Here is a 13,964-nt window from a genome sequence, read left to right as displayed (position 1 = left end):
GCAAAAAACTTAATAATACTTTCAGAATTTTAATTGGTATTATTACAATAAAATGGTACTTTCGCCCACTATATTTTGAATAAATAATTACACATCATGGCAGTTTTAAATAAAATCAGACAACGTTCGGTTTTTCTTATTGTAATCATTGCATTAGCACTTTTTTCTTTTGTTTTGGCGGATTTGATTCGTAACGGAGGAGCAATTTCACAAAAAGCTGAAAATGTAATCGCAACGATAAACGGAAAAGATATTGATAGAACTGATTTTGCTAGAAAAGTAGAAACAGCTTCTAGAAGTTTTGGAGGAGGATCATCAAGCATTCAGGCTGTTAATTACGTATGGAACCAAGAAATACGTGAAACAGTTTTTGAAGAGCAATTTGAAGAGTTAGGGATTATAGTAGGTGAAGATCAAGTAAATCAATTACTGGAAGAATCCTTAGCAAACAATCCAACGTTTCAGAATGAGGCTGGAGTTTTTGATAAGGCTAAAATGCAAGAATATGTTGCAAATGTAAAAGCAACATCTCCACAAGCTTACCAACAGTGGTTGGAGTATGAGGTTTCTATTAGTAAAGGAGCTCGTGAGCAAGTGTATCTTAATATGATCAAAGCTGGTGTGGGATCTACATTAAAAGAAGGTGAATTGGTGTATAAGATGGAAAATGATAATGTAGATATTAAATATGTGCAATTACCATTTTCTAGTATTGAAGATGCAGAAGTTAATGTAACTGATGCAGAAATTAAAGCCTATGTTGATGCACATGCAGATCAGTATAAAGCAGAAGCTTCAAGAAGTATACGATATGTGCTTTTTAATGAAGAAGCAAGCCAGGAAGATATAGATGAAATCAAAGGAAGAGTTGCGAGTTTATTGGATGATAAAGCAGAATTTGAAAATGGGAAAACAGATACCGTTAAAGGATTCAGAAATGTTGAAAATGTAGAGGATTATGTTAATCAAAACTCTGCTGTAAAATTTGATGATCGTTTTAAGTTCAAAAAAGATTTACCAGCTACAGTAGCTGATACAATTTATAACCTAGAAGTAGGTGGTGTCTATGGGCCATATAAGGATGGAGATTTTATTAAAGTTTCTAGGGTTGTTGCTCAAAAGCAAATACCAGATTCTGTAAAAGCAAGCCACATTTTAATTTCTTGGGTAGGATTAGGGACTGCTGGTGATACAAAACGTACCAAAGAAGAAGCGAAAGCTCTAGCAGATAGTATCATTGGTGTTACCAGAGCAGATAAAGCTAAATTTGCAACATTAGCTTCAGAATTCTCTGCTGACAGTTCTAATAAAGATAAAGGAGGAGATTTAGGATACTTTACTCCGGGAGCTATGGTTCCTGTTTTTAATGATTATTGTTTTGATAATAAAACAGGAGATCAGGGTATTGTAGAAACTCAATTTGGATATCATATTATTAGTATCGAAGATCAGACAGATGAAGAAAGAGCTATAAAAGTGGCAACTGTAGCACAAAAGGTAGAGCCAAGTGAAAAGACAATAAATGCAATTTTTACAGAAACTACTAAATTTCAAATCTCTGCAAAAGACAAGGATTTCGAAGAAGTGTCTAAAGAAAATGAATTAACCGTTCGACCAGTTAATAATATTAAAGAATTAGATGAGAATATCCCTGGATTAGGTGCTAGAAGAACAGTAGTGCAGTGGGCATTTAATGAAGAATCTAAAATTGGTGAAATAAAACGATTTGATATCCCAGAAGGGTATGCTGTGGTTCAATTAACTGCAAAATCAGATAAAGGGACTATGACAGTTGAAGATGCTAGTCCTACGGTAAAGCCAATTCTAATTAAAGAGAAGAAGGCAGAAACATTAAAAGCTAAAATTTCTGGAACTGCTCTTGATGCAATTGCACAAAGTCAAGGTCAAACAGTAAAAGTAGCTTCTGCATTAACAATGAAAACTCCTACTATTAGTGGAGCTGGAACAGAGCCAAAAGTGGTGGGTACTGCTTTTGCTTTAGAAATAGGGAACGTTTCTGGTCCTATTGTAGGTAACAATGGAGTGTATGTAGTAGAGGTGACGAAGAAAACACCTGCAAGTGGTTTAGAGACTTATATGAGCTATGCTTCACAAACATCTAAAACACAAGCTGGGTTAGTGAACTCTAAAGTTTTTGATGCGCTTAAAGAAGCTGCAGAGATTGAAGATAAAAGAGCTAGATTTTACTAAGATTTAAATCATATAAATAAGAAAGCCTGAAGTTGAGACTTCAGGCTTTCTTATTTTATAAAGTGAATTAAAGTTTTTCTAACTTCTAACTTTTTGTTCCCATTTCCAGGCAGAACTGAGTGAATCATCCAGACTGCTTTTTGCTTTCCAGCCTAATTCATTATTTGCTTTGGTAGTATCAGCATATGCTGCGGTAATATCACCTTCTCTTCTTTCGACAATTTTATAGTTCAGCTTTTTGTCAGATGCTTTTTCAAAAGAATGGATTACTTCTAAAACAGAGCTTCCGGTTCCTGTGCCTACATTAAAGACTTCATAGTTAGATTTATTATTATCTTCTAATAATCGTTGTAAGGCTACTACATGAGCTTTTGCTAGATCTACCACATGAATGTAGTCTCTGATGCAAGTTCCGTCTACTGTAGGGTAATCATCACCAAAAACTGATAATTGTTCTCTAAGGCCGATAGCGGTCTGTGTAATAAAAGGAACCAGGTTCTGAGGCACACCAATAGGTAATTCACCAATTTCAGCTGTAGGATGTGCTCCAATTGGGTTAAAATAGCGAAGAGATATAGCTTTTAGTGCTGGGTGTACTTTGCAGGTATCTCTTATGATTTCTTCACCAATTTGTTTTGTGTTTCCATAAGGAGATTCTGCAGCTTTTACGGGTGCATCTTCTGTAATCGGAAGTTCATCTGCTTGCCCATATACGGTACATGAAGAACTGAAAATAAAATTAGCAGAAGCTTTTTCTGTTAGTTGCTGCAGCATGAAAACTAAGGTTGATAAGTTGTTTTCATAGTATAGTAAAGGTTTTTCTACGCTTTCTCCAACGGCTTTTGAGGCAGCAAAATGAATGACGCCTTCAATATCATGATGACGTTTAAAAAACTCTTGCACTTTATCCTTTTCTCTAAGATCGAATTGTTCAAAAATTACATCTTTACCTGTGATGGCATGTATTCCTTTGATAACATCAGGAGAAGAATTAGAGCAATTGTCTATAATAACAACTTCATATCCTTTGTTTTGTAGCTCTACTACGGTATGAGAACCTATAAATCCCAATCCCCCCGTGACTAAGATTTTCATATGTAAAATGATTTAATGTTTGAACCAACGAAGGAACAATAATTAAAGGATTTTAGCAACTTCTTGATTTACAAATTCTAAAAATCTTTCATCTTTTTCTGTGAAAGGGTTTGGGGTTTCAGAATCTATATCAATTTGTCCGATATTTTCTCCATTTTTGAATAATGGAATTACAATCTCTGATTTAACAGTAAAGCTGCATGCAATATAATTGTCCTGTGCTTGCACATCAGGAACTACAAAGTTTTCATTAGATACAGCTACCTGACCACAAATACCCTTCCCGAAAGGGATAATAACATGATCTGTTTCTGCGCCAACATATGTGCGAAGTTTTAGTTCCTCTTTGTCTTCGTTTTTAAAATAAAAACCAACCCAATCATAATAATCAATCTTGTCTTTGAGTAATTGACAAATCGTATGTAATCTATCTGTTACTGATTGGTCTTCATTTTTTAATAGCTGTATTACTTGGGGTTTTAACTCTTCAAATGGCATTCCTTACAATTTTACCGGCAAAAATATCTAAAATATTTAGAAAAGTCCTGAATTCTTAATGGTATAGTTTTGTTAAAAAAAATATTCAAAGAGAAATACTTTTGTTAATTGTTTTAAATATTAAATTAACTTTGTGGTTTTTGGAATAATTAATAGACGAATAAATTTTCTGATTCTATGCAAAGGAATTTAAATATATTGAATGTTAGATATGGATTACTTCTGGTTATAATGACATTGATTTCAATTTCTTGTAATCAAGATAAAAAACCAGTCACTGTTACACAGAATGAATTAGATGGAAGTGTTGATCTAAATATCACAAATGAAGTGTCTGAAGTTAAGTTTTCGGATGGAAAAAGCCTTGAAATATATGGCTTATATCTTAATATCAAAGCAGCACTAGTGAATTCAAATAGTGAAGGTGTTCAGGTAGAGGCAAAAAAGCTGGAAGCTGCCATAGGTGTGTTAGAAGAGTATAAATCTCTTAAGGCAACTTCAAAGCTAATTTCCTTAACCAAAGACATAAAAGAACAACGTAATTTTTTTGTTTCTTTAACCAACGAAACTGAGAAGTTAATACGTGGTACGAAAATTACTTCCGGAGCTGTATACAAGCAGTTTTGTCCAATGGCTTTTGATGGAGAAGGAGGGTATTGGTTATCTGATTCTGAGGAAATTAGAAATCCTTTTTTTGGGGATAAGATGCTTGTTTGTGGAAGTGTGAAAGATGTTTTTAAGTAAAATAATAAACTGAAAAGAAAAATAATTTATGGCTCAGTGTGCGAAAACACTGAAAATAAAAATATTGACTATATTTAAAGATATCAAGCATGTAATTGATATAGTTTTTGAGGGAAATCTATATGAATGGGAATATGCGAGATATTTATTGTAATTGGGATAAAAACAAAAATGGATATGATAGAGAGAAAATTAATGCTATTGATTTTTTCTGTACTGTTTTTTTCTTGTAATGATAATGTAAAAGCAATTCCTGGGCCTACGGCTCAAACTATTGCCCTTTTAGAGAGATCTAAGGCATTACAGGCACGAGGAGAAAAAGTAGAGCAGAGTATGCTCAGAAAAAAAGATTCAATAGTCATGCTGATAGGCGGTGAATCGAGTGCAGAAAGTACTGATGATACAAAAAAAACTATCGCTGCAGATGGTATTGTGAATACAGAAAATGCTGTTGATACAAATGATGAAGGTTTTGTGAATATAGAGGAGATGTCCAGTGAATTTGTTTTGGATATGCGATATGCTACTTCTAATAATTTTTTAAAAGAGAAAGTATATTCCTGTGCTAAGTGTTATGTTAGAAAGGAAGTTGCAGAAGCACTCGTAAAAGCAAATAATGATCTCCTTGCACAAGGCTATAGAATAAAGCTCTTTGATTGTTATCGCCCGCATAGTGTTCAGAAAAAGATGTGGAAGATTTTTCCTAATCCTGGATATGTTGCTGATCCTAAAGGGGGATCTATTCATAATAAAGGTGCGGCAGTAGATATCACTTTAGTAAGGTCAGCAGGTGGTGGTGTAGATATGGGAACAGATTTTGATCATTTCGGGAAAGAAGCACATCATTCATATAATGGTCATTCAAAAACGATACTCAGTCACCGCAAATTGTTGCGTGAAACTATGGAAAAACATGGGTTTAAAACCATAAGGACAGAATGGTGGCATTATAACTTTAAAAGTAATGGAGGTTATAAGATCTCAGATTTTAAATGGAAATGTGATTGAGATTATCGATTATATGGGTATTCATTTATCCAATGAAATCCTCTGTTGATTAATAAAAACTCATTACGCTTTTTCTTTTTAGTTTTGATTTTTAGAGTATCACCATAGTAAATCCCTTCAAAAAAGTATAAGCTATCTTGTATGTGGTATTGAAGTTTTTGAACATCTGTACTGTCTCGATATGCAGTAAGCTCTAATGTTTTAGAAATAGTATCGGTTTTCTCTTTTTTGTATATAAACTTTTCATCCATTGTTTGTAGCCCCGTATAACGCTTGTCCACTAAAATTCTTTTCCAGCGTATAGTGTCTGTTGTCAATGGAGGCAAAGTGTCGTTATTTTTTATAAATTCTATGACTTCATAGATGCCATATAAAGAGGATTTAGGTGCTTCTTTACCCCATTTTTTTTGGCCTTCGGCAGATTCGCTGATATTGGTGTATAGAAAAAAACAAATAACTAAAGTTTTGGCAATTAAAGTAGCAGTTTTTGCTTTATGTTTTGTAAAATAAGGTGTGAATACTTTTGGTTGTACAGGCTTGTTAAGAAGCAGAAAATTTATTATACGTTTTAGATCTGGTGCTAATAAAAAGAGTCCCATAATGGTTAGTAGTCCACTATATAATTTTACAGGTATGTCGTAACTCATGTTCATCATAAAAACATTGAACATAACAGCAACGGTCATTAAGGCTCCAAATAAAGTAGTCTTTCTAAAAACTAGTAATATACCTGCTATTATTTCTGCGTAACCAGAAAATCTTGTGTAAGTGTCACTATATTCCATGAAATTCCACATTAAACCCATAGGGGAGGAATTGCCATAAGTTTTTACAAGATCCATAAGACTTAACTCAGAGAATTGCAAGGTAAACGCTTTAGAAAACCCATAAGAAAACATAGTTGCAGCAATGTAGTATCTAACAAATACTCTTAGATACATGAATAGTGTTGAGTAATTTTTTCTTCTAAAATCTAAAAAACTCCAAATAACCGATGTGATTATTGCTATGCTTAAAGTAATAAATTGAAAAATATAATCCGCAGTAGTGTCTCCGCTTCCGTTAGGCCCTATTATAATCTCATACTTGATTCCTAAAATATTCTTCCCTACCCAAACCGAAAGCTCTTGCGTCCAATTAGTGTAAAATGAAAATAAATCATCTTGCCCAATTATACTTCCTATATAATATAGAGGAAATGGGAAAATATTCAGAAAAAGATAAACGAAGAAGAACCTGAATGTGACCAGGGTGGGTAGATTCCAGGAAGTGGTGTTAGAGATATTTTGATTGGATTTCATGCAAACTTATTAATGGTATAGTTTTAAGAAGTAAAAAGAAACTAATATAGGAATGATTTACTAATTTTACTTATTAATGATGTGAAAAAAAACGACACTCACCGTAGTGAATGCCGTTCTTGAGCACAATTATAAAATCGGAAAAAATTAAAACTGTTCTACTTCTGTACTTCCCTCCCTGGCGATAGTAGAAGATTTACCTACAGTTACCATGTTTGCAGCATCAAATAATGTAGTTTTGTAAATTGATGTTTTAAAGTAAGGAGCTCTGCAAGGTCTTGTATTTATGGCTTAAATTTTGAAATATGTTACTTTATAAATATTGATATGCTTGAGTAGTTAGAAATTCTTCAAATTCGCCTGAAGTAACTAGTTTAGCGAAAATCTGCACTGCATTTTGATAATTTTCTGTTTCAAAAAGTGAATCACCCACCTGGTTTTTGATAATATTAAGTTCATCTTCAAATAGCTTCTGAAACAATATGATGTCAAATGTTCTTCCGTCGTCCAATAATACTTCATTTTTTAGCCATTGCCATATCTGTGTTCGGCTAATCTCTGCTGTGGCAGCATCTTCCATGAGGTTGTATAGCGCAACTGCACCATTTCCGCCTAGCCAAGTAGCGATATAGTGAATTCCTACATTGATATTGTCGCGAATCCCTTTTTCTGTTATTGTGCCTTCTGGGATAGCTAAAAGATCACTTTCTGTAATTTTCACATCATTTCGTTTCACATCCATTTGATTGGGGTTAGGCATATGTGTGTCAAACACATTTAAAGCTAATTTCACCAATCCTGGATGTGCTACCCAAGTACCATCATGGCCATTTTTTACTTCACGTTCTTTGTCTGTACGTACTTTTGTAAAAGCGATGGCATTTTTTTCTTCATCATCTTTAATGGGAATTTGTGCGGCCATACCTCCAATAGCAAGAATGTTTCTTTTGTGGCATCTTTGGATAACCAGTTTGCTATAAGCATCCATAAAAGGGCTGGTCATGGTTACCTGTGATCGATCAGGAACCACAAAACCTTTGTGGTTTCTAAGTTTTTTAATATAACTAAAGATGTAATCCCATCTTCCACAATTCAATCCAACAATGTGGTCTTTTAGTGCGTATATGATTTCATCTAATTGAAAACTTGCTGTTATAGTCTCTACAAGTACAGTTACTTTTACGGTTCCATGTTCGATGCCAAGATATTCTTCAGAAAAATCTATTACATCATTCCACCAGATAGCTTCAGTAAAATGCTCTAGTTTTGGAAGGTAGTAATAAGGTCCTGTGCCGTTTTCTCTTAATTGCTCATTATTGTGAAACAAATACAATGCAAAATCAAAAAGAGAAGCACTCATTTGTTGTTCTTTTATTAAAAGATGTTTTTCATTAAGATGTAGACCTCTGGGGCGTACAATTAATGTAGCAATCTTTTCTTTTAGTTGATATGTTTTATCCCTTTTTGGGTTATAAAACGAAATAGTTTTGTTGACGGCATCTTTAAGGTTTTTTTGCCCTTGAAGACAATTTTCCCAAAGAGGAGCATTACTGTCTTCAAAATCTGCCATGAACGTTTTGGCTCCAGAGTTTAAGGCGTTAATGACCATCTTTCTGTCTACAGGACCTGTGATCTCAACTCTACGATCTTGTAGATCAGAAGGGATTGAAGCTGCGGCCCATTCACTGTTACGAATTTCTTTTGTGTTTTCTGGAAAAGAAGGATACGTTCCCAGGTCAAACAACTGTTGCTGACACTCGCGATTTTTTAAAAGAGTTAATCGTTTTTCATTAAAACGATCTTGCAAAGCTTCTAAAAAGGTCAGCGCACCATCGGTTAAAATCTCAGGATGGTAATTTCTAACTTCTTTAGAGAAGCTAATTTTCTGACTAAGGTTTGTCTGTGTTTCCATAACTATATCGTTTTGAGTGAACAATATTAAAAAAAAGTTTTTTATAAAACAAGCGAACGTTCGCTAAATGTGAATTTTTACTTTTTTTAACAATTACGCAAAAATTGTTACTTTTGGTATTATGGCAATAGCAGAAGAATATATTAGATTGATTTTTGGTCTGAAAATCAAGCAGATACGCACAGATAAGGATTTATCACTTTTTGGCTTATCTAAGTTATGTGGACTTTCTAAGTCGTATTTAAACGAGATAGAAAAAGGAAAAAAGTACCCTAAAACAGATAAAATTATCAAGCTTGCAGAAACATTAGATGTTCCTTATGATAGTTTGGTTTCTTTAAAATTAGATAAAAATCTGGCTCCAATCGGTGAAATTTTACAATCTGGAATTTTAGATGAAATCCCTTTGGAGTTATTTGGGATACAACAAAGTGATTTGATTGATATCATTGCAAATGCACCTTCTAAGGTAAATGCTTTTATAAGTACAATTATAGAGATTGCTCAACATTATAATATGAGTCGTGAAGGCTTTTATCTAGCTTCGTTAAGATCATATCAGGAAGCGCATAACAATTTTTTTAAAGATTTAGAAGATAAAGCTATACGTTGTGCTAATTCGTATCAATTAGATCTAACCGGAAAAATATCATCTGTAGAGTTAGAAGAAATCCTGAAGGAGGAATACGGGTATACTATTAATGTTGAAGGTATTCCCAGGGAAGAGGAATTGGATAACTTAAGGTCGGTATTTGTACCGTCAACAAAAACACTTTTATTGTCTGATCGGGTAGATGAGGCGCAGAAAACATTTATCTATGCTAAGGAATTGGGGTATCAATATCTTAATATTAAAGAAAGGCCTTATACTTTTTCATGGATACGATATGATAATTTTGAAGAGGTATTACATAATTTTTATGCATCTTATTTTGCAGGAGCACTAATTATTCCCAGAACTCATCTTAAAGATCATCTCAAAAATCTTTTTGCAATGAAGCGGTTTTCTGAAAAAGCTTTTCATAAAATTATAAACTTATATAATGCTTCTCCTGAATCTTTTTATCAACGTCTGACTAACATCTTACCAAAAGATTTTGGGATGCAGAATGTGTTCTTTCTTAGGTTCACACATAAACTTGGTGTAGAAAAATTTAACTTGGTTAAAGAACTCCATATTACTCATCAGCAACAACCACACGCGAATGAAGTTAATGAACATTATTGCAGACGATGGATGGCGATAAAGACATTGCAGCGTACAGCTAATGAAGGGATCGATTATGCTTTTAATATTCAGATTTCGGATTATGCTGATACAGATCAGCAATATTTGGTGTTTACTTCTGCAACAAAAGACCCATTTAGAAAAGATTATTACCGTAGTATCGGAATAGGGTTTTTGATTTCTTCTGCATTAGAAAAAAAGATCAGTTTTGTTAATGATAATAAAATTCCTAAAGTGAAAGTTGGAGTCACCTGTGAGTCTTGTTCATTATTAGATTGTGAAGTTAGAATGGCACCTCCAAAACGATTAATAGCCAAGGAGAAACATAAGAAAACTGCAGTGTTAGTTGCTGATATTATGAAACAATATTCTTGATTACTTTAGTATAATAATTACTACTAAAAAAAGAAAACCCATCTTGATTTTTCAAGATGGGTTTTACTATTATTCTAGCAGCTGCTTATATTCGCAAACTGGCTTAATTATTATCTATGGCGATTTGCCATTACATCATGCCTGGCATACCTCCACCCATTGGTGGCATTCCGCCTCCAGCAGGAGCATCTTCTTTAATGTCTATTAATGCACATTCGGTAGTAAGAATCATACCAGAAACAGAAGCTGCGTTTTCAAGAGCAATACGAGTCACTTTTTTAGGATCAATGATTCCAGCTTTAAGCATATCTACGTAAGCTTCAGATTTTGCATCATAACCAAAGTTGTCTTTCCCTTCAAGAACTTTAGAAATCACCACAGATCCTTCACCTCCGGCATTTTCTACGATAGTTCTAAGTGGTGATTCGATAGCACGGTTTACGATTTGTACACCTGTTGCTTCATCAGCATTTTCAGTTTTTACATTATCAAGGACAGCTTTAGCTCTAACTAAGGCAACACCACCACCAGCAACAATACCTTCTTCTACTGCAGCTCGAGTTGCATGAAGTGCATCGTCAACACGGTCTTTCTTTTCCTTCATCTCTACTTCAGAAGCAGCTCCTACATATAATACAGCAACACCTCCAGCTAATTTTGCTAGACGTTCCTGTAATTTTTCTTTATCATAGTCAGAGGTTGTAGTTTCTATCTGAGCTTTGATTTGATTTACTCTGTTTTTGATTAAATCTTCACCACCAGCACCATTAACTACAGTTGTATTGTCTTTATCGATAGCTACTTTTTCTGCAGTACCTAGATGTTCTATAGTCGTATTTTCTAATGTAAATCCTCGTTCTTCAGAAATTACTGTACCACCAGTTAAAATTGCAATATCCTCTAGCATTGCCTTACGTCTATCACCAAAACCAGGAGCTTTTACAGCTGCGATTTTAAGTGCACCACGTAATTTATTTACTACAAGAGTAGCTAGCGCTTCACCATCTACATCTTCTGCAATGATTAATAGTGGTTTTCCAGTTTGTGCAACAGGCTCTAAAACCGGAAGTAGATCTTTCATAGCAGAGATCTTCTTGTCATATAATAAGATATATGGAGTCTCAAGATCAGCTGTCATTTTTTCACTGTTTGTTACAAAGTATGGTGAAAGATATCCTCTGTCAAATTGCATTCCTTCAACAATATCTACAGTAGTATCTGTTCCTTTTGCTTCTTCTACTGTAATTACTCCTTCTTTACCAACTTTTTCGAAAGCTTGAGCGATAAGATCTCCAATAGTTCCATCATTATTAGCAGATATAGCAGCTACTTGTTTGATTTTGTCAGAAGAGTCCCCTACTTCTTTAGTTTGGCTAGAAAGATCTTCTGTAATTGCTTGTACGGCTTTGTCAATACCACGCTTTAAATCCATTGGATTAGCTCCTGCAGCTACATTTTTAAGACCTTCTTTAACGATAGCTTGCGCTAATACCGTTGCGGTAGTAGTACCGTCTCCTGCAAGATCATTTGTTTTAGAAGCTACTTCTTTTACCATTTGTGCTCCCATATTTTCCAGAGCATCTTCTAATTCAACTTCTTTTGCTACAGAAACTCCATCTTTAGTTACGGTTGGAGCTCCAAATGATTTACTGATAATTACATTACGTCCTTTAGGTCCTAATGTTACTTTTACTGCATTAGCTAATGCATCTACACCGCGTTTGATACCATCGCGTGCTTCTATGTCAAATTTTATGTCTTTTGCCATAATGAAATTTTATTTTTTATTTCTGTGAAAACAGAAATCTTTAGAATTAAAGTTTAAATTATTTTATAAGGATTAATTACCTTCTCTTTATACGATGGCAAGGATATCATCCTCACGCATAATTAGATAATCTTTTCCATCTAATTTTAATTCTGTACCTGCATATTTACCATAAAGTACGGTGTCACCAACTTTAACGGTCATGTCGTGGTCTTTTTTTCCACCACCTACAGCAGCTACTTTACCTTTTTGTTGTTTCTCCTGGGCAGAATCAGGAATGAATAATCCAGATGCTGTTTGTGTTTCAGCAGGAAGTGGTTCTACAACTACGCGATCTGAAAGAGGTTTAATATTTACTCCCATTATGATTAGTTTTTATTATTAAAATTAAAATGAAATATTCGAAGCTTTTATTTCAGAAATTATGCCATCAAGGCATTACTGACAAATTGAAACAAAAAATGCCGACTGTATGACAAGTCGGCATTTTTTTTTAATTATTTTTTAAGATGTTACTCTTTGTTGTCATCTTGAGTAGCAGGAGGAGTTACAGGTGTCTCTACCTGAACATCATCTGTATTTACTTTTGAATCCTGAATAGCACTATCACCCATTAAATCAATATTAGATAATAAGATTAATACTAATAATAATGTTGCTAAAGTCCAGGTACTTTTATCTAAAAAGTCAGTGGTTTTCTTTACCCCACCTAATTGTTGAGTTCCTCCGCCTCCAAAAGAAGAAGATAATCCACCTCCTTTAGGGTTTTGTACCATAATTACTACAACGAGTAAAAATGATACTATGACGATTAATATTAAAAAGATTGAAAACGTTGTCATTGCTATTATATATTGTTATTTATTTTCTTGTAATTTCTTGATGGCTCGAATTTGGTCTGCAAAGAAACCACTTTTTTCGGGATTTTTCAAAATTAATATGTTATATGCTTGAATTGCTTTTTTAAAGTTTTTTTGAGCAAGATATACTCTCGCCAAAGTTTCGGTCATCAACTCATCTGTAGGTAACGTTCTTTCTTTGGCCAAATTGCGTGAAGGAGTATTTTTTGCGGCAGGTTGTATTTTTGGATTATTTGCGATAAACTCATCAATAAGATTAAATTTATCCTTTTGCCCCAGGGTTTGAATAGGTTTCTTTTCCTCGGTTTTGGATGTTAGAGTTTCAGATTCTTCCTCAGTTTTTCTATCAATAGGTGGTATCGAAGTTAGTTTAAGCCATTCTGCAAAAGAATGTGTTTCTTTTGTATTGAAGTCAAGAGGTTTGTCAATTTGTAATGTCTCTTGTGGAGTCTTGGTATTATCTTTTTTCTGTTGATCTTTTTCTGTTGATAAAGGTGTTTCAGGTGCTATAGTCTCAAGCTCCTTAAGGGTACTGCTTTCTTTTCTTTTTGCAAATAATGCTGGATCTAATACATCTTCAGCTTCTTTCATTTTCATTCGCACAGCATCATCCATCGCAATTCTAGGTAATGTCTTTATTTCTTGAGCATCTACAACATGGATATCAGATCTATCCTTCTTTTTTGTCTCTTCTTGCACTTCTGAATTTTCATTAAAGAGATTAGAAGTTATAAAATCAAATAATATACTGCGATCAGTTGTGTATGCTGCAGTTGTTTTGAGTTCTTGATTGTATCTAAAACTTTCTTGGTTTTTTAAACCTTTTAAAAATAAAGATCTTGCCGATTGGAAATAGGGAAATGCTCTGATGATTTTTTCCAGAGAATTTGTCTGCTCTTTGCTTAATTGAGCAGGATTCTGAAGCAAGTATGTAAGTTCTTTAATATTCAAGTATTTCTAGTTA

12 protein-coding genes are annotated in these 13,964 nt (G+C 33.9%); 4 read left to right on the top strand and 8 right to left on the bottom strand.

Annotated features, from left to right (window positions below; genetic code table 11):
• Nucleotides 1–96: 96 nt before the first annotated feature.
• The gene (locus DK442_RS01770; RefSeq protein ID WP_109434123.1) at nt 97–2,211 is read left to right on the top strand and encodes a peptidylprolyl isomerase; all 2,115 of its coding nucleotides are present in this window, start codon (nt 97–99) and stop codon (nt 2,209–2,211) included.
• A 78-nt stretch (nt 2,212–2,289) separates the two neighbouring features.
• Here the strand turns inward: DK442_RS01770 and galE are convergent, their stop codons facing one another.
• Nucleotides 2,290–3,306 carry a UDP-glucose 4-epimerase GalE gene (galE, locus tag DK442_RS01765; protein ID WP_109434122.1) on the bottom strand — a complete coding sequence of 339 codons (1,017 nt, stop codon included), beginning with the start codon at nt 3,304–3,306 and terminating at the stop codon, nt 2,290–2,292.
• 42 nt (nt 3,307–3,348) lie between these two features.
• On the bottom strand, nt 3,349–3,804 hold the full coding sequence (locus DK442_RS01760; RefSeq protein ID WP_109434121.1) for a GAF domain-containing protein: 456 nt from the start codon (nt 3,802–3,804) through the stop codon (nt 3,349–3,351).
• 177 nt (nt 3,805–3,981) lie between these two features.
• On the opposite strand from DK442_RS01760, the gene DK442_RS01755 reads away from it, so the two are divergent.
• The gene (locus DK442_RS01755; protein ID WP_109434120.1) at nt 3,982–4,548 is read left to right on the top strand and encodes a DUF3347 domain-containing protein; all 567 of its coding nucleotides are present in this window, start codon (nt 3,982–3,984) and stop codon (nt 4,546–4,548) included.
• A 177-nt stretch (nt 4,549–4,725) separates the two neighbouring features.
• Nucleotides 4,726–5,556, top strand: a complete 831-nt coding sequence (locus tag DK442_RS01750) for a M15 family metallopeptidase (RefSeq protein WP_235010884.1) — start codon at nt 4,726–4,728, stop codon at nt 5,554–5,556.
• 2 nt (nt 5,557–5,558) lie between these two features.
• On the opposite strand, the gene DK442_RS01745 is transcribed toward DK442_RS01750, so the two are convergent.
• Together DK442_RS01745 and aceB are read right to left on the bottom strand one after the other, a co-directional pair.
• The gene (locus DK442_RS01745) at nt 5,559–6,857 is read right to left on the bottom strand and encodes a hypothetical protein (protein WP_109434119.1); all 1,299 of its coding nucleotides are present in this window, start codon (nt 6,855–6,857) and stop codon (nt 5,559–5,561) included.
• A 313-nt stretch (nt 6,858–7,170) separates the two neighbouring features.
• The gene (aceB, locus tag DK442_RS01740; protein ID WP_109434118.1) at nt 7,171–8,769 is read right to left on the bottom strand and encodes a malate synthase A; all 1,599 of its coding nucleotides are present in this window, start codon (nt 8,767–8,769) and stop codon (nt 7,171–7,173) included.
• Nucleotides 8,770–8,890: 121 nt separating this feature from the next.
• Between aceB and DK442_RS01735 the strand changes: the two genes are divergently transcribed.
• The gene (locus DK442_RS01735) at nt 8,891–10,372 is read left to right on the top strand and encodes a helix-turn-helix domain-containing protein (RefSeq protein WP_109434117.1); all 1,482 of its coding nucleotides are present in this window, start codon (nt 8,891–8,893) and stop codon (nt 10,370–10,372) included.
• Nucleotides 10,373–10,502: 130 nt separating this feature from the next.
• Here the strand turns inward: DK442_RS01735 and groL are convergent, their stop codons facing one another.
• The 4 genes from groL to DK442_RS01715 all read right to left on the bottom strand — a co-directional run bounded on the left by groL (nt 10,503) and on the right by DK442_RS01715 (nt 13,951).
• Nucleotides 10,503–12,140 carry a chaperonin GroEL gene (gene groL / locus DK442_RS01730; protein ID WP_109434116.1) on the bottom strand — a complete coding sequence of 546 codons (1,638 nt, stop codon included), beginning with the start codon at nt 12,138–12,140 and terminating at the stop codon, nt 10,503–10,505.
• Between the two features lie 87 nt (nt 12,141–12,227).
• Nucleotides 12,228–12,503 carry a co-chaperone GroES gene (gene groES / locus DK442_RS01725; RefSeq protein ID WP_025663354.1) on the bottom strand — a complete coding sequence of 92 codons (276 nt, stop codon included), beginning with the start codon at nt 12,501–12,503 and terminating at the stop codon, nt 12,228–12,230.
• A 149-nt stretch (nt 12,504–12,652) separates the two neighbouring features.
• A complete protein-coding gene (gene secG, locus DK442_RS01720) occupies nt 12,653–12,982 on the bottom strand; it encodes a preprotein translocase subunit SecG (RefSeq protein ID WP_109434115.1) in 330 nt (109 codons plus the stop codon).
• Between the two features lie 15 nt (nt 12,983–12,997).
• Nucleotides 12,998–13,951, bottom strand: coding sequence for a hypothetical protein (locus tag DK442_RS01715; RefSeq protein ID WP_109434114.1), 954 nt, complete (start codon nt 13,949–13,951; stop codon nt 12,998–13,000).
• Nucleotides 13,952–13,964 lie beyond the last annotated feature (13 nt).

This window comes from Aquimarina sp. AU119 (genome assembly GCF_900312735.1).
Taxonomy (GTDB): Bacteria; Bacteroidota; Bacteroidia; order Flavobacteriales; family Flavobacteriaceae; genus Aquimarina; species Aquimarina algiphila.
Note: the sequence above shows the minus strand (reverse complement) of the source record. Positions and strands in the feature narration are given on the sequence as shown.

What these genes read in the sequence shown, in the direction of transcription:
- DK442_RS01770 (WP_109434123.1), top strand. Translation starts at nt 97, where the DNA reads ATGGCAGTTTTAAATAAAATCAGACAACGTTCGGTTTTTCTTATTGTA.
- galE (WP_109434122.1), bottom strand. Translation starts at nt 3,306, where the DNA reads ATGAAAATCTTAGTCACGGGGGGATTGGGATTTATAGGTTCTCATACC.
- DK442_RS01760 (WP_109434121.1), bottom strand. Translation starts at nt 3,804, where the DNA reads ATGCCATTTGAAGAGTTAAAACCCCAAGTAATACAGCTATTAAAAAAT.
- DK442_RS01755 (WP_109434120.1), top strand. Translation starts at nt 3,982, where the DNA reads ATGCAAAGGAATTTAAATATATTGAATGTTAGATATGGATTACTTCTG.
- DK442_RS01750 (WP_235010884.1), top strand. Translation starts at nt 4,726, where the DNA reads ATGATAGAGAGAAAATTAATGCTATTGATTTTTTCTGTACTGTTTTTT.
- DK442_RS01745 (WP_109434119.1), bottom strand. Translation starts at nt 6,857, where the DNA reads ATGAAATCCAATCAAAATATCTCTAACACCACTTCCTGGAATCTACCC.
- aceB (WP_109434118.1), bottom strand. Translation starts at nt 8,769, where the DNA reads ATGGAAACACAGACAAACCTTAGTCAGAAAATTAGCTTCTCTAAAGAA.
- DK442_RS01735 (WP_109434117.1), top strand. Translation starts at nt 8,891, where the DNA reads ATGGCAATAGCAGAAGAATATATTAGATTGATTTTTGGTCTGAAAATC.
- groL (WP_109434116.1), bottom strand. Translation starts at nt 12,140, where the DNA reads ATGGCAAAAGACATAAAATTTGACATAGAAGCACGCGATGGTATCAAA.
- groES (WP_025663354.1), bottom strand. Translation starts at nt 12,503, where the DNA reads ATGGGAGTAAATATTAAACCTCTTTCAGATCGCGTAGTTGTAGAACCA.
- secG (WP_109434115.1), bottom strand. Translation starts at nt 12,982, where the DNA reads ATGACAACGTTTTCAATCTTTTTAATATTAATCGTCATAGTATCATTT.